Raw genomic sequence first — 23,424 nt, forward strand, 5'->3', positions numbered from 1 at the left:
GTCCGGTTGAGGGGGTGTGAGCGGCATGGATGCCGCGACCAAGCCCCCATGGACGGGTTTACGGCGTCCCCCTCAACCGGACCCACCCCGCCAACCCACGGAATGCCGCCTTTGACGTTGACGTTGACGTTGGCGTTGGCGTTGAGCAGGTGCAGGGCGCAGCCCTGCCAGCACACCCACAATCCTCACGACACTGAATCGAAAACCGGTTTCGGCACGCCACTTGCACCTGTTCCAGCGAACACCCCCATCCCTGTTTCTGGAACCGTTGCAGATGTCCCACTCCGTCACTTCGATCCTTTCCCAGATCCGCTCCTATCAGACCCAGATGGGACAGCCGGCGGCGCTCAACCCGCTGGCCGAAGCGCCGCGCAGCAATGCCCTGCCCGGCGCGGTCCTGGATGCATCGCAGGTCCAGCCCGCCAGCTTCACCGAGACCCTGCGCGGCGCCATCGCCGGCGTCAACGACGCCCAGCAGAAGTCCGGCGCCCTGGCCAAGGCTTTCGAACTGGGCGAACCCGGCGCCGACCTGGCCAAGGTGATGGTCGCCTCGCAGCAGTCCCAGATCGCCTTCCGCGCCACCGTGGAAGTCCGCAACCGTCTCGTCCAGGCTTACCAGGACGTGATGAACATGCCGCTGTAAGGAACATTGACGCATGGCACTGACGCTCTCCAAGGAAACCCTGAACGCCGAAAAGGCCGGGCAGTGGTTCGACCGCCTGCAGAGTCTGCAGATCACCCGCCGCCTCGGCCTGATGGCGATGATCTCGGTGGCGGTGGCGGCAGGCCTGTTCGTGTTCTTCTGGTCGCAGAAGCCCGGCATGGTCCCGCTGTACACCGGCCTGGACCAGAAGGCGACCGCCGAAGCAACCGACCTGCTGCGCGCGGCACAGATTCCGTTCGAGCTGGACCCGGCCACCGGTGGCATCACCGTGCCGGAAAAGAACCTGCACGATGCGCGCCTGAAGCTGGCCGGTTCCGGCCTGACCGACAGCGGCAAGCTCGGCTTCGAGCTGATGGAACGTGACCCCGGCTTCGGCGTCAGCCAGTTCGTCGAAAGCGCGCGCTACCAGCACGCGCTGGAAACCGAACTGTCGCGCACCATCAACACCCTGCGCCCGGTGCGCGATTCGCGCGTGCACCTGGCCATTCCCAAGCCCAGCGCCTTCACCCGCCAGCGTGACGTGGCCAGCGCCTCGGTCACCCTGGAACTGCGTGGCGGCCAGCAGCTGGAACGCAGCCAGGTCGATGCCATCGTGCACATGGTGGCTGCCGCCATTCCTGATCTGGCGCCGGAACGGGTGACCATCGTCGACCAGAGCGGCCGCATGCTCAGCGTCAGCGACCCGAACAGCGAAGCGGCGGTCAACGCCGCCCAGTTCGAGCAGGTGCGCCGCCAGGAAACCTCGTTCAACCAGCGTATCCGCGAGCTGCTGGAACCGATGACCGGCCCCGGCCGCGTCAACCCGGAAGTGAGCGTGGACATGGACTTCTCGGTGACCGAGGAAGCCCGCGAACTCTACAACGGTGAACCGCAGAAGCTGCGCAGCGAGCAGATGAGCGAAAACACCACCAGCACCCCGGGCCCGCAGGGCGTGCCTGGCGCGGCCAGTAACAGTCCGCCGGGCCAGGCGGCCGCACCGGCCACTGCGCAGGCTCCGACCGAAAGCAGCAAGAACGCGACCCGCAACTACGAGCTGGACCGTACCCTGCAGCACACCCGCCAGCCGGCCGGCCGCATCAAGCGCGTCTCGGTGGCGGTGCTGGTGGACAACGTGCCGCGCGCCGGTGCCAACGGCAAGGTCACCCCGCAGCCGCTGGCGGCCGCTGAACTGACCCGCGTCGAGGCGCTGGTGAAGCAGGCGGTGGGCTTCAACGCCGAGCGTGGCGACACCGTGTCGGTGATGAACGCGCCGTTCGTGCGCGACACCACCCCGGTGGAAGGCCCGGCCTGGTGGGAGCTGCCGTGGGTATTTGATGCCGGTCGCATGGTGCTGGGCGCGGTGGTGGTGCTGGCGCTGCTGTTCGGCGTGCTGCGCCCTGCCCTGCGCGGCATCACCGGGCAGAACAGGAAGGATGAGAACGCCGCGCTGGAGCCACACACCGCGGACGTCCAGCTGGTGGATGACGATGGCACGCCGCTGCCGGCGCTGGGCGCCGACCGCGTCAGCCTGGCCGGCGCGGACCCCCTGGCCCTGCCGGTGGATTCTTATGAGGAACGACTGCGGATGGCCCGTGAAGCCGTGAAGACCGATTCCAAGCGCGTGGCCCAGGTGGTCAAGGGCTGGGTGGCCAATGACTGACGTGCAACTGACCGGCGTGCAGCGCGCTGCCGTGCTGCTGCTGTCGCTGGGTGAACTGGACGCGGCCGAAGTGCTGCGCCACATGGAACCCAAGGAAGTGCAGAAGATCGGCATCGCCATGGCGACCATGACCGACATCACCCGTGACCAGGTGGGCCGGGTCATGGACCAGTTCAACCAGGAACTGGGTTCGAAGACTTCCCTGGGCGTTGGCTCGGACGACTACATCCGCAACATGCTGATCCAGGCGCTGGGCACCGAGAAGGCCAGCGGCCTGATCGACCGCATCCTGCTGGGCCGCAACACCACCGGCCTGGACGCGCTGAAGTGGATGGACCCGCGCGCGGTGGCCGACCTGGTGCGCAACGAGCACCCGCAGATCATCGCCATCGTGATGGCCCACCTGGAAACCGACCAGGCCGCCGACGCGCTGAAGCTGCTGCCCGACCGCACCCGCGTCGACGTGCTGCTGCGCATCGCCACCCTGGACGGCATTCCGCCGAACGCGCTGAATGAACTGAACGAGATCATGGAGCGCCAGTTCTCGGGCAACCAGAACCTGAAGTCGTCCAACATCGGCGGCGTGCAGTGCGCGGCCAACATCCTCAACTTCATGGACAGCGGCCAGGACCAGACCATCCTGGGCGAGATCGCGCGCATCGATGCGCCGCTCAGCGGCCGCATCCAGGACCTGATGTTCGTGTTCGACGACCTGGTGGACCTGGACGACCGCGAGATGCAGCTGGTGCTGCGCGAAGTCAGCGGCGAACGCCTGGGCCTGGCCCTGCGCGGCGCCGACATCAAGGTGCGCGACAAGATCACCCGAAACATGTCGCAGCGTGCGGCCGAGATCCTGCTGGAAGACATGGAAGCCCGCGGCCCGGTGCGCCTGTCCGACGTGGAAGGCGCGCAGCGCGAGATCCTGGCCATCGTCAAGCGCATGGCCGATGAGGGCACCGTCACCATCGGTGGCAGCGCGGAGGCCATGCTGTGAGCAACGTCGTGCGCTGGCTTGCCCCCGACCTGCTGGCCCAGCCGCAAGCGCAGCTGGAGCAGGAGGATGTCTTCGAACTCACCGAGCCGGACCCCGAGCACGAGCCGGAACCGGTGCTGCAGCTGCCGACCCTGGAGGAAATCCAGGCGATCCAGGACAGCGCCGAGAAGGAAGGCTTCCAGCACGGCCACGCCGATGGCTACGGCCAGGGCCAGGCCGAAGTACGCCGCCTGGTCGCGCAGATGGAAGGCATCCTCGACAACTTCAGCCGGCCGCTGGCACGGCTGGAGAACGAAGTGGTCGGCGCGCTGGGCGAACTGGCGGTGCGCATCGCTGGTGCACTGGTCGGCCGCGCCTACGAGGCCGACCCGGCCCTGCTGGCGCAGCTGGTGGGCGAAGCGGTGGATGCGGTCGGCGGCAGCACGCGTGAAGTGGAAGTGCGCCTGCACCCGGACGACATCGCCGCGCTCGCGCCGTTGATGACTCTCACCCCGACCCAGCGCCTGGTGCCCGATACCAGCCTGAGCCGCGGCGACCTGCGCGTGCACGCCGAAGCGGTGCGCATCGACGGCACCCTGGAAGCGCGCCTGCGTGGCGCACTCGATGCGGTGATCCGCCAGACCGGAGCCACGCCATGACCCCTGAGCCGAACCTGCCCCCGCCGTCGACCGACTGGGCCGTGGCCCGCAACCTGCGCCTGGCCCGCCGCCTGGATGGCCTGCGCGTGGATACCGCGCACGGCCGCGGGCTGATCCGTGAGGGCGTGCTGCGCCGCGCGGTCGGCCTGACCCTGGAAGCCGTGGGCTGCGAGGCGCCGCTGGGTGCCAGCTGCAAGGTCGAAGTGGTTGATGGCGGCTGGGTCGACGCCGAAGTGGTCGGCTTCGCCGGCGAGCGCACCTACCTGATGCCCAGCGCCGAACTGCATGGCCTGCTGCCCAACGCACGCGTGGTGCCGTCTGCGCGCCGTGGCGGCGTGGAAGTGGGCGAAGGCCTGCTCGGCCGCGTGATCGACAGCGATGGCGTGCCGCTGGATGGCAAGGGCCCGATCCGTGCGGAAGGCCACGTCGGCATGGCTGGCGTCTCGATCAACCCGCTCGCGCGCGAGCCGATCACCCAGCCGCTGGACGTGGGCGTGCGCGCCATCAACGCCCTGCTGCCGATCGGCCGAGGGCAGCGCGTGGGCCTGTTCGCAGGTTCCGGTGTCGGTAAATCGACGCTGCTGGGCATGATGACCCGCTACACCGCCGCCGACGTGATCGTCGTCGGCCTGATCGGTGAACGTGGCCGCGAAGTCCGCGACTTCGTCGAGACCACCCTGGGCGAGGAAGGCCTGCGCCGCGCGGTGGTGGTGGCCAGCCCGGCCGACCGCCCGCCGCTGGCGCGCCTGCATGGCGCCTACCGGGCCACGGCCATTGCCGAATGGTTCCGCGACCAGGGCCTGAATGTACTGCTGCTGATGGATTCGCTGACCCGCTTCGCCCAAGCGCAGCGCGAGATCGGTCTGTCGGTGGGCGAACCGCCGACCACCCGTGGCTATCCGCCGTCGGTGTTCGCCAAGCTGCCGGCGCTGGTCGAACGCGCCGGCAACGGCGCCAAGGGCCGTGGCTCGATCACCGCCTTCTACACCGTGCTGACCGAGGGTGATGACCCGCAGGATCCGATCGCCGACGCGGCGCGCGCCATCCTCGACGGCCACATCCTGCTCTCGCGCCGGGTGGCCGACAGTGGCCTGTACCCGGCCATCGACGTTGAATCGTCGGTCAGCCGCGTGGTCACGGAAATCGCCGACGAGCCGTGGCGCCTGCGCATCCGCAAGCTCAAGCGCCTGGTCTCGGCCTATTCCTCCAACCGCGACCTCATCGCGATCGGTGCGTACCAGCGCGGCAACGATGCCGCCACCGACGAAGCCCTGGAACGCTGGCCGGAAATCATGGAGTTTCTCGGCCAGGACGTGGCCAAGGCCGCTGATCTTCCGCACAGCCAGGCGGCGCTGCAGCGCCTGGTGGATTAAGAGAGCCTAACCATGACACAGTCCAAGCGCATCGATCCCCTGCTGAAGCGCGCCCAGGAGCACGAAGACGCCGTAGCCCGCGACCTGGCCGAGCGCCAGCGCGTGCTCGACACCCACCTGTCACGCCTGGATGAGCTCCGCCGCTACGCCGAGGAGTACGCCAACGCGCAGATGGCCGCCACCAGCCCGGCGCAGCTGCTGAACCGCCGCGCCTTCCTCGACCGCCTCGACAGCGCGGTGGAACAGCAGCAGGCCACGGTGAACGGCAACCGCGAGAAGGTGGAAGCCGAACGCGCGCGCCTGATCCTGGCCAGCCGTGACAAGGCCGTGCTGGAACAGCTGGCCGCCAGCTACCGCGCCCAGGAAAAGGCGGTGACCGACCGCCGCGACCAGCGCGAGATGGATGACATCGGCGCCCGCCGTGCACGCCTGGCGCAGACGGCGGAGCCGGACGGCGGCGAGCAGGGAGGCCGCACGTGATGCCCTCCGCACTGTCCAGCAGCATCGGCACCGGCGGCACCGCCAGCAGCACTTCCAGCAGCACCGCCAGCCCGACGCGCAGCACCGGCAGTGGCAAGGATTTCGGGCAGATGCTGCAGGGCTCGCCCGCGGCCGACACCCAGGCGAAGCCTGCCAGCAACGGGACCCCGGCCAAGCCGGGCGCCTCGCCCGGCAGTGCATCACCCAACCCGGACGACAGCGCGGACAAAGCCGGGACCAGCGGCAAGGACAGCGAGGCCAGCACGACCGAGGCCACCGTCTCGAACGCGCCCTCCTCCACGGCCGCGCAGGACAAGGACGCGGACAAGGACAGCAGCGCCGACGGCGACGATGCGCCGTGGCCGCCGCTCGGTCTGGCCGGGCTGGTACTGGCCACGCCCGTGCCGGCCGAAGCCGCCGCCACCGCGCCGGTGGTGAACACCGATGGCGCCGATGCGGCACTGCCGGCCGCTGCTCCGGCGCTGCCCACCGCACCGCCGCTGGCCGCCGGCGCAGCCGTGACCACCGCAGCGGCCGACAGCAAAGGCGACATCGTCACCCAGCCGCTGCCGGACATCGTCCTCGGCCAGCTGGCGCTGGATGGCGTCGATGACAGCGACGGTCTGCTGATCGGCGATCGCAGCCCGACAGTCCCGTTGCAGGGCGCATTTCCCGCCGCGCTGCAGGACCTGAAGGCGGCGCTGGCCAGCACGCCGGTCTTCGACGGCGAACCGACACCCACCCCGACCCTCGGTGACGACGGCTTCGACCAGGCGGTCGGTGCACGCCTCGGCTGGCTGGCCGACCAGAAGATCGGCCACGCCCACATCCGCCTGAACCCGGAAGACCTGGGCCCGGTGGACGTGCGCCTGCAGATGAATGGCGACAAGGTCCACGCCAGCTTCAGCAGCCCGCACGTGGACGTGCGCCATGCACTGGAAAGCAGCCTGCCGCGCCTGCGTGAACTGCTGGGCGAACAGGGCTTCCAGCTGGCCCATGCCGATGTCGGCCACCAGAACGGCGGCGACGGCAGTCCGTCGGCGCAGGCCGGCGGCACGGGCGACCTGGCCGGCGGCGACGGAGAACCGTCGCGGGGCGACACCACGGTGTCGGCCGCACAGCTGATGCGCCAGCGCGGGCTGCTGGACGCCTACGCGTAAGCGCTAGCGCCGGGCCCTGCCCGGCGGTTTTACGCGCCGACGGAATTCTGTCGCACCCCTCTCCTCGCGCTGCGGCACGCCCCTTGCATATCCCGGTGAAGCAACCCTCAGGAGCTTCACCTCGTGGCCGCAGCCGCTGACAAAACCAAGAAGACCGCCGACAAGGACAAGGCCGCCAAGCCGCGCAGTCCGCTGTTGATCACCGCCCTGGTGGCCGTGCTTGCCGCAGGTGCCGCCGGTGGCGGCGTCTGGTTCTTCAACCAGTCCAAGCACGAAGACAAGACCGCCGAGGCCCCGAAAAAGGGTGCCGTGCCGGCGCCGGCGCAGTACTTCGCGCTGGACCCGGCCTTCGTGGTCAACCTCAACGGTTCGATGGACGGCCCGCGCTACCTGCAGGTGGAAGTGCAGCTGATGACCCGCGATCCGGCCGCGCTGGAAGCGATCAAGACCCACGCGCCGGCCATCCGCGCACGCCTGCTGATGCTGTTCTCGCAGGTCACCCCCGTCCAGATCGCCGACATCGCCGGCAAGCAGAAGCTGCAGGCTGACTCGCTGGCCGAAGTGCAGAAGGTGCTCAAGGCCGAGACCGGCAGCAACGGTGCCGACGATCTGCTGTTCACCAGCTTCGTGACCCAGTAAGGGCTGCCCCCGATGAATGACCTGCTGTCCCAGGATGAGATCGATGCCCTGCTCCATGGCGTGGACAGTGGCGCGGTCGAAACCGAACCGGAGGCGCCCAGTGGCGAGGCCCGTTCGTACGATTTCGCCAGCCAGGACCGGATCATCCGCGGTCGCATGCCGACCCTGGAAATGGTCCACGAGCGTTTCGCGCGCCTGTGGCGGATCGGCCTGTTCAACCTGATCCGCCGCTCGGCCGAGCTCTCGGTGCGCGGCATCGAGCTGATCAAGTTCAACGATTACATGCACTCGCTGTATGTGCCGACCAACCTGAACCTGATCCGCTTCAAGCCGCTGCGAGGCACCGGCCTGATCGTGTTCGAGCCGACCCTGGTGTTCGCCATCGTCGACAACTTCTTCGGCGGTGACGGGCGCTACCCGACCCGCATCGAAGGCCGCGAGTTCACTGCCACCGAAATGCGGGTGATCCAGCTGCTGCTGAAGCAGACCTTCGCCGACCTGCGCGAGGCATGGGCACCGGTGATGGAAGTGGATTTCGAATACATCAATTCGGAAATCAACCCGCACTTCGCCAACATCGTGACGCCGCGCGAATACGTGGTGGTGTGCCGCCTGCACGTCGAACTCGACGGCGGTGGCGGCGACATCCACGTCACCCTGCCGTACTCGATGCTGGAGCCAATCCGCGAACTGCTCGACGCCGGCATCCAGAGCGACCGCAATGATCGCGATGCCAGCTGGGGCGTGATGCTGCGCGAGCAGCTCAACATCGCCGAAGTGACCCTGTCCAGCGTGCTGGCCAGCAAGCGCATGACCCTGCGTGACCTGACCCGGCTGAAGGTCGGCGACATCCTGCCGATCGAGCTGAATCCGCAGGTGCCGCTGTGCGTGGAGAACATCCCCGTGTTCACCGGCGAGTTCGGCGTCGCCAACGGCATGAACGCCGTGAAGATCACCGCTACCCATCCGCCGGGCACCCGCCCGCGCGTACCCGTCATCCAGGAAGACCCGCAATGAACGATATCGACGCCCTCGAACCGACCCCGGCCCAGTTCGGCAACCTGCAGGCCGACGAGTCGATCGGCCCGGACCTGAACCTGGACGTGATCCTCGACGTGCCGGTGACCCTGTCGCTGGAAGTCGGCCGTGCCCGCCTGCCGATCCGCAACCTGCTGCAGCTCAACCAGGGCTCGGTGGTGGAACTGGAACGCGGCGCCGGCGAGTCGCTGGATGTGTTCGTCAACGGCACCCTGATCGCCCATGGCGAAGTGGTGGTCATCAACGATCGCTTCGGCGTGCGCCTGACCGACGTGGTCAGCCCGAGCGAGCGGATCCGGAGACTGCGTTGAGCCTGCTGCTCGCCACCGCCCAGGCTGCTGCGAAGACCACCCCGCAGATCGGCCAGCATGCGGCCAGTGCACCGAGCCTGTTCGGCGCGGTGCTGGCGCTGCTGGCGGTGCTGGCGCTGGTGGTCGGTCTCGGCTGGCTGCTCAAGCGCATGCCGGGCAGCGGCTTCCGCCCGCCGGAGGGCATGAAGCTCGTGGCCAGCCTGAATGTTGGCGCCAAGGAGCGCGTGGTGGTGGTCGAGGTCAATGGCCAGCAGCTGCTGCTGGGCGTGACCGCCGGCAGCATCAACACGCTGCACACCCTTTCCGAACCGCTGCCGCCGCCCGCGCCGGCGCGCGTGCCGGACTTCAAGAACCTGCCGAATTTCGCCCAGCTGCTGCAACAGCGGCTGCGCAAGGACCCCTGACATGCGAGTCGCCCGTACCCGCCCCGCCACCGTTCTGTCGTGGCTGCTGTTGATCGCCCTGTGCCTGCTGCCCGTGCTGGCGTTTGCCGCGCCCGGCGCGCCGGCCGCGCTGCCGGACGTCAACGTCGGCAAGATCGGCGGCCAGCCGGTCAGCCTGCCGTTGCAGACCCTGCTGCTGATGACGGCGATCACCCTGATTCCGTCGATGCTGCTGGTGCTGACCTCGTTCACCCGCATCATCATCGTGCTGGGCCTGCTGCGGCAGGCGCTGGGCACCGGGCAGACGCCGTCCAACCAGGTGCTGCTGGGCCTGGCCCTGTTCCTGACCGCGATGATCATGATGCCGACCTGGGACAAGGCGTGGAGCACGGGCATGGCGCCCTACCTCAATGGCGACATCGACTTCCAGACCGCGTGGACCCTGACCACGCAGCCCCTGCGCGGCTTCATGCTGGCACAGATCCGCGAGACCGACCTGATGACCTTCGCCGGCATCGCCGGTCACGGCACCTACGCCAGCCCCGACGCGATCCCGTTCCCGGTGCTGGTGGCCTCGTTCGTTACCAGTGAACTGAAGACCGCCTTCGAGATCGGCTTCCTGATCTTCATCCCGTTCGTGATCATCGATCTGGTCGTGGCCAGCGTGCTGATGTCGATGGGCATGATGATGCTGTCGCCGATGCTGGTGTCGGCCCCGTTCAAGATTCTGCTGTTCGTGCTGGTCGATGGCTGGGTGCTGACGGTGGGTACGTTGGCGGCCAGCTTCAATCCGGCTTGAATCAATCCGGCGTGAATGAAACACGCCCCGCCGGGCATGGCCCGGCGCTACCGATGGAACAACGATGTCTCCCGAACTTGCCTTGACAGAACTGCGTGGCGGCCTGATCACCGTGTTGTGGGTGGCCGGCCCGCTGCTGCTCACCGTGCTGGTGGTGGGCGTGGTGGTGGGCGTGGTGCAGGCTGCAACCCAGCTTAACGAGCCGACCATCGCCTTCGTCGCCAAAGCCGCCGCATTGACGGCCGTGCTGTTTGCCCTGGGCAGCCTGCTGATCGGCCACCTGGTCGAATTCACCACGCTGCTGTTCCAGCGCATTCCACACCTGATCGGCTAGGAAACACGCGCTGATGGATGCCGCCACCCAGATGGCTGCCGACGGCCTGCAGGCCTTCAGCATGATCGCCACGGTGCTGTGGACGATGCTGCGCATCGGCGCGGTGGCGATGGCCATGCCCATGATCGGCACCCGCGCGGTGCCGCAGCGGATCCGCGTGATCCTGGCCGGCACCCTGTCCATCGCCCTCGCCCCGCTGCTGCCGCCGGTACCGGAATGGACCGGCTTCGACGCCGCCACCGTGCTGACCATCGCCCGTGAACTTGCCATCGGCGTGTCCATCGGCTTCATGCTGCGGTTGATCTTCGAGGCCGGCGCCATGGCCGGCGAACTGGTCGCGCAGGGCACCGGCCTGGCCTTCGCGCAGATGAGCGATCCGCTGCGCGGCGGCACCTCCGGCGTCATCGGCCAGTGGTTCTACCTGCTGTTCGGCCTGCTGTTCTTCACCGCCAACGGCCACCTGGCGTTGATCTCGCTGGTGGTGGACAGCTACCGCGCGCTGCCGATCGGTGCGCCCCTGCCCGACCCGAACGCCTTCTTCAGCATCGCCCCGACCCTGCTGCTGACCGCCCTGCGCGGCGCCCTCACCCTGGCCATCCCGCTGACGGTGGCGATGCTGGCGGTGAACCTCGCCTTCGGCGTGCTGGCACGTGCCGCGCCGGCACTGAACCCGATCCAGCTGGGCCTGCCGGTCTCGCTGCTGCTGGGTCTGTTCCTGCTGGCCCTGCTGATGGGTGAAATGGGCCCGCCGGTACAGCGCCTGTTCGACGCGGCCTTCGAAGCGGCGGGTGCGGTCACTCGGTGACGCGCATCTACCCCTCCGCCCTTGGTTCGCGCTAGAGTGAATGGGCGGTGCCCAGGGGGACGCCGCACCTGGCAGCCGCCGTGCGGGCTGCCTGCCTCATCCATGCCCCAACGTAGTTTTTCCGTCGACAGGATGGTCCGGGAGAAAGACGAATGCTGGTAGGCACGTACAACCCGTGGCTGGTAGCCGTTTCGCTGCTGGTCGCGGTGATGGCGTCGTACACCGCGCTGGCCATGGCCGGCCGCACGGTCACCGCGCCCGGCAAAGGCGCCACCTGGTGGTGGCGGCTCGGCGGCGGTTTTGCCATGGGCCTGGGCATCTGGTCCATGCACTTCATCGGCATGCTCGCGTTCGACCTGCCCATCCCGCTGGGCTACGACCTGCCGATCACCCTGCTCTCGCTGGGCATGGCCATCGCCGCCTCGGTGTTCGCGCTGTGGCTGGTTTCGCTGCGCACCCTGCCGCACCCGCGCCTGGCCGGTGGCGCGGTGCTGATGGGCACGGGCATCGCCGGCATGCACTACGTCGGCATGGCCGCGATGCGCATGAGCCCGGGCATCGATTACGACCCCGTCTGGCTGGCGCTGTCGCTGCTGGTCGCCGTGGCCGCCTCATGGGTGGCGCTGTACATCGCCTTCCGGCTGCGCGCGCAGCACACCCGCAGCGTCGATCGACTGGCGGCCGCCGGCCTGCTCGGCCTGGCCATCGTCGGCATGCACTACACCGGCATGGCCGCCGCCCGCTTCCCGGAAGGCAGCGTCTGCGGCGCGGCCGTGGGCGATGGCCTGCAGAGCATCTGGCTGGCGATGCTGGTGGTGGTGCTCACCGTGGCGATCCTGGCGGTGGTGCTGGTGGTGTCCTGGATGGACCAGCGGGTGGAGGCGCAGCTGCTGCGCCTGCGCAATTCGATGCTGAGCACCTCGCTGACCGATGCCCAGCAGGAACTCACCCAGGCGGCGCTGCACGATCCGCTCACCCGCCTGCCGAACCGGCTGCTGTTGCAGCGGGGCATCGTGCAGGCGCTGGCCGAGGCCGAACAGGGCGGCAGCCGCTTCGCGGTGATGTTCATGGATCTGGATGGCTTCAAGCAGGTCAATGATGCCTATGGCCACCAGGCCGGCGATGCGTTGCTGGTGGCCGTGGCCGAACGCACGCGCCAGCTGCTGCGGCCCAACGACCTGCTGGCCCGGCTGGGCGGCGATGAGTTCGTGCTGGTGGTGCGCATCGAACACGACGAGGATCTGCCGACCCTGGCCCGGCGCATCCTGCAGGCAGTGGGCAGCGCGCCGCTGTTGCCCGACAGCGAACTGCAGGTGACCGCCAGCATCGGCGTGGCGATCTGCCCCGACCACGCCGCCAGCGAACGGCAGCTGATGGCCTTCGCCGATGCGGCGATGTACCAGGCCAAGGAATCGGGCCGCAATGCGTTCGTGATGTTCGCCGATTGGATGAACGACAGTGCCGAGCAGCAGTTCCGCCTGCTGGCCGACCTGCGCAAAGCGATCAGCAGCGACCAGCTGTTCCTGCATTTCCAGCCGAAGATCCAGGTGGCCACGCAGAAGGTGGCCGGTGCCGAGGCGCTGATCCGCTGGCGCCATCCCGAGCACGGGCTGATCCCGCCGGACCGCTTCATCCGCCTGGCCGAGCGCAGTGGCGCCATCAACGAGATCGGCCGCTGGGCGCTGGACCAGGCCTGCGCGCAGCTGCGCCGCTGGCACGACGCCGGCCATGAGGGCTGGTCGATGTCGGTCAACCTGTCGCCGGTGCAGTTCGGCTCGCCGCACCTGCTGCAGGACGTGACCGAGGTCCTCGAGCGGCACCGCATCACCCCGCGCCAGCTGGTGCTGGAAATCACCGAAAGCACGGTGATGCGCGATACCGACACCAGCCTGCGCCTGCTGCAGGCGCTGTCGGCGCTGGGCGTGGGCATTTCCATCGATGATTTCGGCACCGGCTATTCCAACCTGCTGTACCTGAAGCGGCTGCCGGCCACCGAGATCAAGATCGACCACGCCTTCGTGCGCGACCTGGAACACAGTGCCGAGGACGTGGTGATCGTCTCGGCCATCGTGGCGCTCGGCCACGCGCTGGACATGGACATCGTGGCCGAGGGCGTGGAGACCGCTGCCCAGCGGGCGTACCTGGAACGGCTGGGCTGCGATTACCTGCAGGGCTTCCTGCTCGGCCGGCCGGTGGATGCCGCCCGCTTCATGCAGCTGCACGACCTGCCGCGACCACGGGTGGAACTGGCGCAGAGCCCGCCGCCCAACGGCGACGCTCCCTTGTAGCGCCGAACCTGCGCTCGGCTGGGTCTGGCCACGCGCGGGACAAGGCCCGTCACTGTAGAGCCGAGCCTACGCTCGGCTGGGTCTGCCACGTGCGTGAAGGGCAGCCGAGCATGGGCTCGGCTCTACAAGAGCCCGCTGCACCTCCGGTAGCGCCGTCACGGAACGGATCTTGCACGCACCCCGGCAACCCCAGCCGCAGTGCCCGTGATGTCCGAGAACGAAGACGCAGGCGAAAAAACCGAACAACCAACCGAAAAACGCCTGCGTGAAGCCCGTGAACAGGGCAACATCCCGCGCTCGCGTGAACTGGCCACCGTCGCGGTGTTCGGTGCCGCCGTGATCGCCATCATGGCCAGCAGCGCCTCCCTGGGCGCCAACGGCCGGGCCTGGATGCGTGCCGCACTCAGCCCGGAGCCCGGGCTGTGGCAGAACCCGCAGCTGCTGTTCGGCCACTTCGGCATGCTGTTCCTGCGCCTGATGCTGGCCTGCTGGCCGCTGCTGCTGGTCTGCATCCTGGCCAGCTTCCTGTCGCCGCTGGTGATGGGCGGCCTGCGCTGGTCGAACAAATCGCTGATGCCCGACCCCAAGCGCCTCAGCCCCCTGGCGGGCATGAAGCGCATCTGGGGCGCCGAAGCCGTGGCCGAATTCATCAAATCGCTGCTGCGCGTGGCCTTCGTCGGCGCCGCGGCCACCCTGGTGTTCGCCGCCAGCTTCGACAGCCTGCGCGGCCTGCTCAACCAGCCGCTGGAATCGGCCATCGCCCATGGCCTGGGCTTCACCCTGAAGCTGCTGCTGGCCGCGACCGGGTCGATGCTGCTGCTGGCCGCCATCGATGCCCCGTACCAGCGCTGGAACTGGATGCGCAAGCTGAAGATGACCCGCGAGGAACTGCGCCGGGAAATGAAGGAAAGCGAGGGCAGCCCGGAAGTGAAGGGCCGCATCCGGCAGATGCAGCACCAGCTGGCCAACCGCCGGATGATGGAAGCGGTGCCGACCGCCGACGTGGTGGTGGTCAACCCGACCCACTACGCGGTCGCCCTGAAGTACGAGGGCGGCAGCATGAATGCCCCCACCGTGGTCGCCCTGGGCGTGGACGAAACCGCCCTGCGCATCCGTGAAGTGGCCGACGGCAACAAGGTCGCGATCGTCTCTGCCCCGCCTTTGGCACGCGCCTTGTATCGGGAGGGGCAACTCGGAAAGGAAATTCCCGTGAGACTGTACTCCGCCGTCGCCCAGGTGCTGTCCTACGTCTACCAGCTGCGCAGCTGGCGGACCGGCCCGATGCCGTCCGTCCCGCATGTGGACGTGGATGAGTTCGGCAAGGGAGGCCGCCCGTGAACGCCCAGGCTTCCGGCTTCAACACCCGCCGCGCCCTCGAGATGATCCGCCAGGGTCTTGGCGCACCGCTGATCGTGCTGGCCCTGCTGGCCATGGTCGTGGTGCCGCTGGCCGCGCCGGTGCTCGATGCACTGTTCACCTTCAACATCGCCATCTCGCTGATGGTGCTGCTGGCGGTGGTCTACGTGAAGCGCCCGCTGGACTTCACGATCTTCCCGATCGTGCTGCTGGTCACCACCATGCTGCGGCTGGCGCTGAACGTGGCCTCCACCCGCGTCATCCTGCTGCACGGCCAGAACGGCCACGAGGCGGCCGGCAAGGTCATCGCCGCCTTCGGTGAATTCGTCATTGGCGGCAACTACGCCGTCGGCATCGTGGTCTTCGCGATCCTGACCATCATCAACTTCGTGGTCATCACCAAGGGCGCCGGGCGCGTCTCGGAAGTGACCGCGCGTTTCATCCTCGACGCCATGCCCGGCAAGCAGATGGCCATCGACGCCGATCTGAACGCCGGTTTGCTGACGCGTGAAGAAGCCAAGGCCCGCCGTGAAGAGGTCCGCGAGGAAGCGGACTTCTACGGTGCGATGGACGGTGCCAGCAAGTTCATCCGCGGCGACGCCATCGCCGGCATCCTGATCCTGTTCATCAACATGCTCGGCGGCCTGGCCGTGGGCGTGCTGCAGCATGGCATGCCGTTCGGCGATGCCGCCGCCACCTACACCCTGCTGTCCATCGGTGACGGCCTGGTGGCGCAGCTGCCGGCGCTGCTGATCTCCAGCGCCGTGGCGATGCTGGTCACCCGCGCCTCGCGCTCGCAGGACATGGCCCAGGCCATGACCGGCCAGGTGTTCGGCCAGTACCGCGCCCTGGCCATCACCGCCGGCATCATCGGCCTGGTCGGCCTGGTGCCGGGCATGCCCAACGTCGCTTTCCTGACGCTGGCCGCGATCCTCGGCTTCATCGCCTGGAAGCTGTACCGCAAAAGCCAGGCGCCGGCTGTCGATCCGGCCGCGGCCGCCGCTGAAGCCGGCCCGTTGAATGCCCTCGGCCGCCCGGCCGCCGCCCCCACCGCCGAACTGAGCTGGGACGAACTGCGCCCGGTCGATCCGCTGGGCCTGGAAGTGGGCTACCGGCTGATCCCGCTGGTGGATGCCAACCAGGGCGGCGAGCTGATGGCGCGCATCAAGGGCGTGCGCCGCAAGCTGACCCAGGACGTGGGCTTCCTGATCCCGTCCGTGCACATCCGCGACAACCTGGAACTGCCGGCCAACGGCTACCGCGTGCTGGTGCATGGCGTGCCGGTGGCCACCGCCGACATCCACCCCGACCGCGAACTGGCACTGGACCCGGGCAGCGCGCTGGGCCCGCTGGAAGGCATCGCCGGCAAGGACCCCGCGTTCGGCCTGGATGCCACCTGGATCCAGCCGCACCAGCGTGCCCAGGCCGAGACCATGGGCTACACCGTGGTCGACCCGGCCACCGTGGTCGCCACCCATCTGTCGCACCTGATCCGCGAGCACGCGCCGGAACTGCTGGGCCACGAAGAAGTGCAGCACCTGCTGGCCAACCTGGGCAAGAGCGCACCCAAGCTCGTCGAAGATCTGACGCCGAAGGCGCTGCCGCTGTCGGCAGTGGTGCGCGTGCTGCAGAACCTGCTGGTCGAGCGCATTCCGATCCGCCAGCTGCGCAAGATCGCCGAAGCGCTGGTCGAGCACGCCCCCATGAGCCAGGACCCGGCCACGCTGACCGCTGCCGTGCGCACCGCGCTGGGCCGCTTCATCGTGCAGGAGATCGCCGGAATGTCGGCGGAGCTGCCGGTGTTCACCCTCAACCCGCAATTGGAACGTGTCTTGCAGGAGTCCACGCAGGGCAACGGCGCCGCGCTGGAACCCGGACTCGCAGAGCGACTGCACCAGAGCCTGGCCGAATGTGTCAGCAAGCAGGAAGCGCGAAACGAGCCGGCGGTCGTGCTGGTACCGGGCCCGGTGCGTGCCGCGCTGGCCCGCCTGGTCCGCCACAGCGTTCCGTCGCTGTCGGTCCTGGCCTACAGCGAGGTGCCGGAAGACAAGCGCCTGAAACTGGTCGGAACGATCAGCTGACGCCCGCCTTCCACGCGCCAGAAAACAGACACCACTTTCAAACCGCAATACACGACAGATTCCAAGGGGAACCCGAACCGTGCAGACCACCGACCACCCGCGTTCCTCGACCGCCACTCCGCCGACTTCGTCCCGTGACCACAGCATGAAAATCAAACGATTCGTCGCCGCCGACATGCGCTCGGCCATGAACCTGGTGCGCAAGGAACATGGCCCCGACGCCGTGATCCTGTCCAACCGCCGGATCGAGGAAGGCGTGGCGATCGTCGCCGCCGCCCACTACGACGAGAGCGCCGTGCAGCGTGCACTGGAAGCCTCGCGCCGCGAGATCGCCCCGCCGCCGCCGCCGAAGCCGCGCACCGCCGCCGACGCCGTGATCGCCGCGGTGACCCGCCGCCGCACCGCGACCCCGGCCGCCGAGCCGGTGGCCGCCACCACCTCGGCCGTCGCCGCGCTCGCCCGCGCCGCCGTCGGCGCCACCGGCCGCACCCTGGACAGCGCCGACGAGATCGTGCCGACCCGCGGCAGCACCGGCTTCGCCGCCACCCTGGCCCGCGCCAGCGTCAACGAATCGGCACTGCCGGAGCAGATCTTCGCCCCGTACGCCGACGCCATCGTGGCACCGCCGGCCAGCGCCGCCGTGGTCGCCGCCGCGCCGATCAACCGCGCCCGCTTCCTGATCGACCCGCCGCTGGAAGACGACGCCGCAGTCCTGCCGCCGCCGCTGCCGCTGCCGGCCCCGGCCGTCGCCGCCCTCCCGGTCGAAGCCGCAGTCGAAGCCGCAGTCGCATCGGCCACCGCCGTGGTCGCCGCCATCGAAGCGCCGGCCGCCGAAATGCCCGCCAACGATATGGCGCCGCTGGCCGACGCCCTGCCGACCCCGGCACCGGCACCGCAGCTGGCCCCGGCCCCGGCACTGACCATGGTCGCTGCCGATGACGGCGAGATCCGCCAGCTGCGCCACGAAGTGGCCGGCATGCGCCAGGTCATCGAGCGCGAGATGAACCGATTCACCGATGAGCGCCTGCGCGGCAGCGCGGTGCGTGCCACCGCCCTGGACCTGATGGACGAGTACGGCTTCGATGCCGGCCTGTCCCGCGACGTGGCCATGCAGATCCCGCTGGAGACCGAGGCCCACCGCGGCCGCGGCCTGATGCTGGGGCTGATCTCGCGCAAGCTGCCGATCGCCCCGGTCGACCCGCTGGAAGAAGGCGGCGTGATCGCCCTGGTCGGCCCGACCGGTGCCGGCAAGACCACCACCATCGCCAAGCTCGCCTCGCGCTTCGCCGAGAAGCATGCCCCGCGTGACGTCGCCCTGGTGACCACCGACACGATGCGCGTCGGCGCCCGCGAGCAGCTGTACGGCTACGGCCGCCAGCTCGGCATCGCCGTCCACGAGGCCAACAGCGGCACCGACCTGGACCAGCTGCTGGAGCGCCTGCAGGACTACAAGCTGGTGCTGATCGACACCGCCGGCCTCGGCCCGCGCGACCGCGCCCTGGCCGCCCAGCTGCAGTGGCTGCGCGCCGCCCGCCAGGTACGCACCCTGCTGGTGCTGCCGGCCAATACCAGCTTCGGCGACATGGACGAGGTCGTCCGCCGCTTCGGCGCGGCCAACCTGCAGGGCCTGGTGCTGAGCAAGCTGGACGAGACCGGCCGCTTCGGCAACGCCCTTTCGGTGGCGGTCGACCACGCCCTGCCGATCACCTGGGTAACCGATGGCCAGGACGTCCCGGAGGACCTGCACCGGGCCAGTGCAGCCAATCTCGTACTTCGCCTTGAAGATTTGCGCCGAGCGGCCGATATGCCCTGCAACCCGGAGTTGAACCATGCCGTCGCGTGAGTACGCCAAGCTGACCAATACCTTCCCGCTGTCGGCCACCCGCAGCGAGCCGCTCGGCCCTGTCCGCACCATCGCGGTGACCGGCGGCAAGGGCGGCGTGGGCAAGACCAACGTGTCGGCCAACCTGGCCGTGGCGCTGGCGGGCATGGGCAAACGCACCCTGCTGCTGGACGCCGACCTGGGCCTGGCCAACATCGACGTCATCCTTGGCCTGAACCCGAAGTTCACCCTGGCTGACCTGGTCGCCGGCCGCTGCAGCCTGGAGGACGTGATCATCGAGGGCCCCAACGGGGTGCTGGTGGTCCCGGCCGCCTCGGGCCGCCGGCACATGGCCGAACTGGCCCCGGCCGAGCATGTCGGCCTGGTCAACGTGTTCTCCGAGCTGGAACGCGAGCTGGACATCATGGTGGTGGACACCGCCGCCGGCATCACCGATGGCGTGCTGACCTTCTGCCAGGCCGCGCAGGACACCGTGGTGGTGGTCTGCGATGAGCCCGCCTCGATCACCGACGCCTACGCGCTGATCAAGGTGCTCTCGCGCGAACGTGGCGTGGACCGCATCCAGGTGGTGGCCAACATGGTGCGCGACCCCAACGAGGGCCGCGTGCTGTACGAAAAGCTGACCCGCGTCTGCGAGAAGTTCCTCGCCGATGTCTCGCTGAACTACCTGGGCTGCGTGCCGCAGGATGACTGGCTGCGCCTGTCGGTGCAGCGCCAGCAGCCGGTGGTCAAGGCCTACCCGTCCAGCCCGGCCGCGCTGGCGATCACCGAGATCGCCCGCCGCACCGCCCGCTGGCAGGCGCCGACCGAACCGCGTGGCGGCGTCGAGTTCTTCCTCGAACGCATCCTCAAGCAGCGTGGGGTGACCGTATGAAAGGTGCAGCCCAGTACAAGGAAGTCCAGCGCGCCAGCGCGACCGATGTCATCGCCCAGCATTCCGACCTGGTGCGGCGCATCGCCCACCACCTGGCGGCGCGACTGCCGGCCAGCGTCGAGGTGGACGACCTGATCCAGGCCGGCATGATGGGCCTGATCGAAGCCTCGCGCAGCTATGACGCCGACCAGGGCGCGTCGTTCGAGACCTACGCCTCGATCCGCATCCGCGGCTCGATGATCGACGAGATCCGCCGTGGTGACTGGGTACCGCGCTCGGTGCACCGCCGTGCCCGCGACGCCGCCGCCACCATCCGCCGACTGGAGCAGAGCAGCGGCCGCGCCGCCAGCGCCACCGAAGTGGCCGCGGCGATGGACATGCCCCTGCCCGAGTACCTGCGCCTGATGGAAGACGCCTCGCGTGGCCAGGTGCTGAGCCTGGAATCGCGCATCGAGGACCAAGGCGAGCTGGACACCGTCGCCCAGGGCGGCCCGACCCCGCAGCAGGTACTGGAACGCGGTGAATTCGGCCGCGAACTGGGCAAGGCGATCGGCCACCTGCCCGAACGCGAGCAGCTGGTGCTCTCGCTCTACTACGAGCAGGAGCTGAACCTGAAGGAGATCGGCGCGGTGCTCGGCGTGAGCGAATCGCGGGTCTGCCAGATCCACGGCCAGGCCGTGCTGCGCCTGCGCGGCCGGCTGAAGGTTTTCGAGGCGGCCGACGCCGGCCTCGAGCAATGAACATGCGCGAGGCGGCTGCCCCCGGCCGCCCGCAGCGAACAACAAAGGAACTCTGCTTTGAACAAGAACATGCGCATCCTGATCGTTGACGATTTCTCGACCATGCGTCGCATCGTCAAGAACCTGCTGGGCGATCTGGGCTTCACCAACACCGCCGAAGCCGAGGACGGGCATGCCGCGCTGTCGTTGCTGCAGAGCCAGCCGTTCGATTTCGTGGTCACCGACTGGAACATGCCGGTGATGACCGGCATCGAGCTGCTCAAGGCGATCCGCGCCGATGCCAAGCTGAAGACGTTGCCGGTGCTGATGGTGACCGCCGAAGCCAAGCGCGAGCAGATCATCGAAGCGGCCCAGAGCGGCGTCAACGGCTACATCATCAAGCCGTTCACCGCGCAGACCCTGGAAGAGAAGCTCGGCAAGATCTTCGAACGCCTGGCAGCGAGCGCCTGATGGACGCCCAGGTCGACAGAAGCGCCCTCGCCCTGCGCCTGCAGGAGGCCCTGGATGCATTGGAGTCGGGTGACGAGACCGCCTGGCGCCAGCGCATCGACAGCTTGGTGGCCGCGCGTACCCAGCCGATGATGAGCGGCCTTTCGCGGCTGGCCCGCGAGCTGGGCCAGGCCCTGGGCGAACTGCCGACCGTGCCCGACGAGGCCGGCGAGCTGGACGATGCCTGCGCACGCCTGGACCACGTGGTGGCGATGACCGAACAGGCCACCCACCGCACCCTGGACCTGGCCGAGGAATGCCGCGCCCTGACCGAACAGCTGCGTGCCGATGGCCTGCAGCCGGGCCAGGACGAACAGCTTGAGCGCATCCGCCACAACCTGACCGAGATCGCCCTGACCCAGAGCTACCAGGACCTGACCGGGCAGATCATCCGTCGCGTGGTCGGCATCGTCCGCCGCGTGCACGAAGGCTTCGGCGCGCTCGGCCTGCCGCCGGAACAGCATCGCACCGACCCGGAACTTGCCGGGCCGGCACTGAAGGGACTGGACCGCCACGCGGTTTCGCAGAACGACGCCGACGACCTTCTGTCGGACCTGGGGCTGTAAGCATGAGCGCGGTTGCCGACGACATCACTGCCGATTTCATCATCGAGGCCCAGGAAATCCTGGATCGCCTGGGCGAACAGCTGGTGTCGCTGGAACAGGCACCGCAGGACAACGACCAGCTCAACGCGGTGTTCCGTGGTTACCACACGCTGAAGGGTGGCGCCGGCTTCCTCGGCATTACCGCCATGGTCGAGCTGTGCCATGCGGCGGAAGAAGCGCTGGGCGCCGCGCGTGCCGGCCAGGCCGTGCTGCAGGCCCATCACTTCGATGCCGCCCAGCAGTCGCTGGACTACCTGCAGTCGATGCTCGACGCGGTGTCGTCGGGCACCGAGCCCGGTTATGCGCCGCCGGAACTGATCGCCCAGTTCGACGTGCACGGTGGCGCCAGCCCCGCTGCGGGCGCCGCCACGGCGGCCGCGCCGGCTGCTGCAGGCGGCGACCTGATCACCGACGACGAGTTCGAGGCGCTGCTCGACCAGCTGCACGGCGGCAATGCCCCGACCGCGGTCGCACCGCCGAAGAAGGCCGACGACGGCCTGATCAGCGAAGACGAATTCGAAGCCCTGCTCGACCAGTTGCATGGCGGTGCCGTGCCCGGCGCCAAGCCGGTGGCTGCGGTACCGGTCGCGGCCCCGCCGGCACCGGCACCTGCGCCGCGTGCGCCGGCCAAGCCGGCGGCGAACAAGCCGGTGGCCGAAGCCGAACACACCGTGCGCGTGGATACCAAGCGCCTGGACGCCATCGTCAACCTGATTGGCGAACTGGTGCTGTCACGGAACCGGCTCAAGACCCTGCGCACCCGCCTGCGCGACGAAGAGCTGGACCGCGCCGTGTCGACGCTGGACATCGCCACCGCGCGCCTGCAGTCGGCGGTCATGCGCACCCGCATGCAGCCGGTCGGCAAGGTGTTCTCGCGCTTCCCGAAGGTGGCCCGCGACGTCGCCCGTTCGCTGCAGAAGGAAGTGGACCTGGAGCTGATCGGCGCTGAGACCGAACTGGACCGCAACCTGGTCGAAGCGCTGGCCGACCCGCTGGTGCACCTGGTGCGCAACGCCATCGACCACGGCGTGGAAATGCCTGACCTGCGCGAAGCCCAGGGCAAGCCGCGGATGGGCCATGTACGCCTGTCGGCGCAGCAGGAAGGCGACTACGTCAGCATCGAAGTGCAGGATGACGGCGCCGGCATCGATCCGGAAAAGCTGCGCGCCAAGGCACGCGAGAAGGGCCTGATCGATCCGGAAGCCGCCGCCCGCCTGAGCAGCGAGGAATGCCTGCACCTGGTGTTCCTGCCCGGCTTCTCGACCAAGCAGCAGGTCACCGATATTTCCGGCCGCGGCGTCGGCATGGACGTGGTGCAGTCGCGCATCCGCGAACTGAGCGGCCAGATCCAGATCCAGTCCGAACTGGGCCGTGGCAGCCGCTTCCTGATCCGCGTGCCGCTCACCCTGGCCATCCTGCCGACCCTGCTGGTGCAGGCCGGCGAGGATGTCTACGCCCTGCCGCTGGCCCGCGTGATGGAAGTGCTGCACGCGCCGCGCACCTCGCTGGGCTGGTTCGATGGCCGTGCGGTGCTGGACCGCCGCTCGCACACCCTGCCGCTGGTCGACCTGCGCCAGTGGCTGGATGTGACGCCGGCCGCCTCCACCCTGCTGACCATCGTGGTGCTGCAGGCCGGCGAAGCCCGCTTCGGCCTGGTCGTGGACCAGGTCCGCGGCCGCGAGGAAGTGGTGATCAAGCCGCTGCCCAAGGCCCTGCGCGGCCTGCGCGGTTACGCCGGTGCAACCTTGATCGGCGATGGTCGCATGGCCCTGATCCTGGACGTGGACGGCCTGCGCTGAACCCCCGCCGGGCATGGCCCGGCGACCCGAAAACTGTGACTACCGTCTGTACACGATCTACCGGTGTCTCAAGTCCCATTCACACAAGCCGA

General features: G+C 68.7%; 23 protein-coding genes. All 23 read left to right on the forward strand.

The window, feature by feature from the left end; genetic code table 11:
* The first annotated feature begins 274 nt into the window (after window positions 1–274).
* The 23 genes from fliE to ACVOK1_RS12665 all read left to right on the forward strand — a co-directional run bounded on the left by fliE (window position 275) and on the right by ACVOK1_RS12665 (window position 23,332).
* Window positions 275–643: a flagellar hook-basal body complex protein FliE gene (gene fliE, locus ACVOK1_RS12555; protein ID WP_313148439.1), complete on the forward strand. Its 369-nt coding sequence runs from the start codon at window positions 275–277 to the stop codon at window positions 641–643.
* A 13-nt stretch (window positions 644–656) separates the two neighbouring features.
* Window positions 657–2,303, forward strand: a complete 1,647-nt coding sequence (gene fliF, locus ACVOK1_RS12560) for a flagellar basal-body MS-ring/collar protein FliF (RefSeq protein WP_481562254.1) — start codon at window positions 657–659, stop codon at window positions 2,301–2,303.
* Window positions 2,304–2,310: 7 nt separating this feature from the next.
* Window positions 2,311–3,297, forward strand: a complete 987-nt coding sequence (fliG, locus tag ACVOK1_RS12565; RefSeq protein WP_481562268.1) for a flagellar motor switch protein FliG — start codon at window positions 2,311–2,313, stop codon at window positions 3,295–3,297.
* Window positions 3,294–3,935: a FliH/SctL family protein gene (locus tag ACVOK1_RS12570; RefSeq protein ID WP_108768800.1), complete on the forward strand. Its 642-nt coding sequence runs from the start codon at window positions 3,294–3,296 to the stop codon at window positions 3,933–3,935. Before fliG ends, ACVOK1_RS12570 begins: the two co-directional genes overlap by 4 nt.
* Window positions 3,932–5,308, forward strand: a complete 1,377-nt coding sequence (locus ACVOK1_RS12575) for a FliI/YscN family ATPase (protein ID WP_200751856.1) — start codon at window positions 3,932–3,934, stop codon at window positions 5,306–5,308. The genes ACVOK1_RS12570 and ACVOK1_RS12575 overlap by 4 nt, the downstream gene beginning before the upstream one ends.
* Window positions 5,309–5,320: 12 nt before the next feature.
* Window positions 5,321–5,788 carry a flagellar export protein FliJ gene (gene fliJ / locus ACVOK1_RS12580; RefSeq protein WP_481562255.1) on the forward strand — a complete coding sequence of 156 codons (468 nt, stop codon included), beginning with the start codon at window positions 5,321–5,323 and terminating at the stop codon, window positions 5,786–5,788.
* Complete coding sequence (locus tag ACVOK1_RS12585) at window positions 5,788–6,948, forward strand: flagellar hook-length control protein FliK (protein ID WP_481562269.1); 1,161 nt, start codon at window positions 5,788–5,790, stop codon at window positions 6,946–6,948. The genes fliJ and ACVOK1_RS12585 overlap by 1 nt, the downstream gene beginning before the upstream one ends.
* Window positions 6,949–7,071: 123 nt before the next feature.
* Window positions 7,072–7,587: a flagellar basal body-associated FliL family protein gene (locus ACVOK1_RS12590; RefSeq protein ID WP_481562256.1), complete on the forward strand. Its 516-nt coding sequence runs from the start codon at window positions 7,072–7,074 to the stop codon at window positions 7,585–7,587.
* A 12-nt stretch (window positions 7,588–7,599) separates the two neighbouring features.
* The gene (fliM, locus tag ACVOK1_RS12595) at window positions 7,600–8,604 is read left to right on the forward strand and encodes a flagellar motor switch protein FliM (RefSeq protein ID WP_108759997.1); all 1,005 of its coding nucleotides are present in this window, start codon (window positions 7,600–7,602) and stop codon (window positions 8,602–8,604) included.
* Complete coding sequence (gene fliN / locus ACVOK1_RS12600; RefSeq protein WP_108768795.1) at window positions 8,601–8,936, forward strand: flagellar motor switch protein FliN; 336 nt, start codon at window positions 8,601–8,603, stop codon at window positions 8,934–8,936. Before fliM ends, fliN begins: the two co-directional genes overlap by 4 nt.
* Window positions 8,933–9,340: a flagellar biosynthetic protein FliO gene (gene fliO / locus ACVOK1_RS12605; protein WP_150456146.1), complete on the forward strand. Its 408-nt coding sequence runs from the start codon at window positions 8,933–8,935 to the stop codon at window positions 9,338–9,340. The genes fliN and fliO overlap by 4 nt, the downstream gene beginning before the upstream one ends.
* Window position 9,341: 1 nt before the next feature.
* The gene (gene fliP / locus ACVOK1_RS12610) at window positions 9,342–10,118 is read left to right on the forward strand and encodes a flagellar type III secretion system pore protein FliP (protein WP_108768793.1); all 777 of its coding nucleotides are present in this window, start codon (window positions 9,342–9,344) and stop codon (window positions 10,116–10,118) included.
* A 64-nt stretch (window positions 10,119–10,182) separates the two neighbouring features.
* Complete coding sequence (locus ACVOK1_RS12615) at window positions 10,183–10,452, forward strand: flagellar biosynthetic protein FliQ (RefSeq protein ID WP_005413254.1); 270 nt, start codon at window positions 10,183–10,185, stop codon at window positions 10,450–10,452.
* A gap of 13 nt (window positions 10,453–10,465) precedes the next feature.
* Window positions 10,466–11,257, forward strand: coding sequence for a flagellar biosynthetic protein FliR (gene fliR / locus ACVOK1_RS12620; RefSeq protein ID WP_481562257.1), 792 nt, complete (start codon window positions 10,466–10,468; stop codon window positions 11,255–11,257).
* Window positions 11,258–11,409: 152 nt separating this feature from the next.
* Complete coding sequence (locus ACVOK1_RS12625; protein WP_481562258.1) at window positions 11,410–13,545, forward strand: putative bifunctional diguanylate cyclase/phosphodiesterase; 2,136 nt, start codon at window positions 11,410–11,412, stop codon at window positions 13,543–13,545.
* A gap of 207 nt (window positions 13,546–13,752) precedes the next feature.
* On the forward strand, window positions 13,753–14,883 hold the full coding sequence (flhB, locus tag ACVOK1_RS12630) for a flagellar biosynthesis protein FlhB (protein WP_481562259.1): 1,131 nt from the start codon (window positions 13,753–13,755) through the stop codon (window positions 14,881–14,883).
* A gap of 41 nt (window positions 14,884–14,924) precedes the next feature.
* Window positions 14,925–16,982 carry a flagellar biosynthesis protein FlhA gene (gene flhA, locus ACVOK1_RS12635; protein ID WP_174213541.1) on the forward strand — a complete coding sequence of 686 codons (2,058 nt, stop codon included), beginning with the start codon at window positions 14,925–14,927 and terminating at the stop codon, window positions 16,980–16,982.
* Between the two features lie 145 nt (window positions 16,983–17,127).
* A complete protein-coding gene (gene flhF / locus ACVOK1_RS12640) occupies window positions 17,128–18,825 on the forward strand; it encodes a flagellar biosynthesis GTPase FlhF (protein ID WP_481562260.1) in 1,698 nt (565 codons plus the stop codon).
* Entirely contained in the window at window positions 18,812–19,699 is an 888-nt protein-coding gene (locus ACVOK1_RS12645; protein ID WP_108768786.1) for a MinD/ParA family ATP-binding protein, read from the forward strand. The genes flhF and ACVOK1_RS12645 overlap by 14 nt, the downstream gene beginning before the upstream one ends.
* Window positions 19,696–20,439, forward strand: coding sequence for an RNA polymerase sigma factor FliA (locus ACVOK1_RS12650; RefSeq protein WP_108768785.1), 744 nt, complete (start codon window positions 19,696–19,698; stop codon window positions 20,437–20,439). Before ACVOK1_RS12645 ends, ACVOK1_RS12650 begins: the two co-directional genes overlap by 4 nt.
* Before the next feature lie 57 nt (window positions 20,440–20,496).
* Window positions 20,497–20,889, forward strand: a complete 393-nt coding sequence (cheY, locus tag ACVOK1_RS12655) for a chemotaxis response regulator CheY (RefSeq protein ID WP_006365466.1) — start codon at window positions 20,497–20,499, stop codon at window positions 20,887–20,889.
* Window positions 20,889–21,494 (forward strand): protein phosphatase CheZ, encoded by a 606-nt coding sequence (locus tag ACVOK1_RS12660; RefSeq protein ID WP_200751849.1) that lies wholly within the window; start codon window positions 20,889–20,891, stop codon window positions 21,492–21,494. The genes cheY and ACVOK1_RS12660 overlap by 1 nt, the downstream gene beginning before the upstream one ends.
* A 2-nt stretch (window positions 21,495–21,496) precedes the next feature.
* Window positions 21,497–23,332 (forward strand): chemotaxis protein CheA, encoded by a 1,836-nt coding sequence (locus tag ACVOK1_RS12665; RefSeq protein ID WP_481562261.1) that lies wholly within the window; start codon window positions 21,497–21,499, stop codon window positions 23,330–23,332.
* Window positions 23,333–23,424 lie beyond the last annotated feature (92 nt).

The organism is Stenotrophomonas sp. STEN087 (assembly GCF_056759115.1).

Coding starts and splice junctions, on each gene's coding strand:
- fliE (WP_313148439.1), top strand. CDS start 275: ATGTCCCACTCCGTCACTTCGATCCTTTCCCAGATCCGCTCCTATCAG.
- fliF (WP_481562254.1), top strand. CDS start 657: ATGGCACTGACGCTCTCCAAGGAAACCCTGAACGCCGAAAAGGCCGGG.
- ACVOK1_RS12575 (WP_200751856.1), top strand. CDS start 3,932: ATGACCCCTGAGCCGAACCTGCCCCCGCCGTCGACCGACTGGGCCGTG.
- fliJ (WP_481562255.1), top strand. CDS start 5,321: ATGACACAGTCCAAGCGCATCGATCCCCTGCTGAAGCGCGCCCAGGAG.
- ACVOK1_RS12585 (WP_481562269.1), top strand. CDS start 5,788: ATGCCCTCCGCACTGTCCAGCAGCATCGGCACCGGCGGCACCGCCAGC.
- fliM (WP_108759997.1), top strand. CDS start 7,600: ATGAATGACCTGCTGTCCCAGGATGAGATCGATGCCCTGCTCCATGGC.
- fliN (WP_108768795.1), top strand. CDS start 8,601: ATGAACGATATCGACGCCCTCGAACCGACCCCGGCCCAGTTCGGCAAC.
- fliP (WP_108768793.1), top strand. CDS start 9,342: ATGCGAGTCGCCCGTACCCGCCCCGCCACCGTTCTGTCGTGGCTGCTG.
- ACVOK1_RS12615 (WP_005413254.1), top strand. CDS start 10,183: ATGTCTCCCGAACTTGCCTTGACAGAACTGCGTGGCGGCCTGATCACC.
- fliR (WP_481562257.1), top strand. CDS start 10,466: ATGGATGCCGCCACCCAGATGGCTGCCGACGGCCTGCAGGCCTTCAGC.
- ACVOK1_RS12625 (WP_481562258.1), top strand. CDS start 11,410: ATGCTGGTAGGCACGTACAACCCGTGGCTGGTAGCCGTTTCGCTGCTG.
- flhB (WP_481562259.1), top strand. CDS start 13,753: ATGTCCGAGAACGAAGACGCAGGCGAAAAAACCGAACAACCAACCGAA.
- flhA (WP_174213541.1), top strand. CDS start 14,925: ATGATCCGCCAGGGTCTTGGCGCACCGCTGATCGTGCTGGCCCTGCTG.
- flhF (WP_481562260.1), top strand. CDS start 17,128: ATGAAAATCAAACGATTCGTCGCCGCCGACATGCGCTCGGCCATGAAC.
- ACVOK1_RS12645 (WP_108768786.1), top strand. CDS start 18,812: ATGCCGTCGCGTGAGTACGCCAAGCTGACCAATACCTTCCCGCTGTCG.
- ACVOK1_RS12650 (WP_108768785.1), top strand. CDS start 19,696: ATGAAAGGTGCAGCCCAGTACAAGGAAGTCCAGCGCGCCAGCGCGACC.
- ACVOK1_RS12660 (WP_200751849.1), top strand. CDS start 20,889: ATGGACGCCCAGGTCGACAGAAGCGCCCTCGCCCTGCGCCTGCAGGAG.
- ACVOK1_RS12665 (WP_481562261.1), top strand. CDS start 21,497: ATGAGCGCGGTTGCCGACGACATCACTGCCGATTTCATCATCGAGGCC.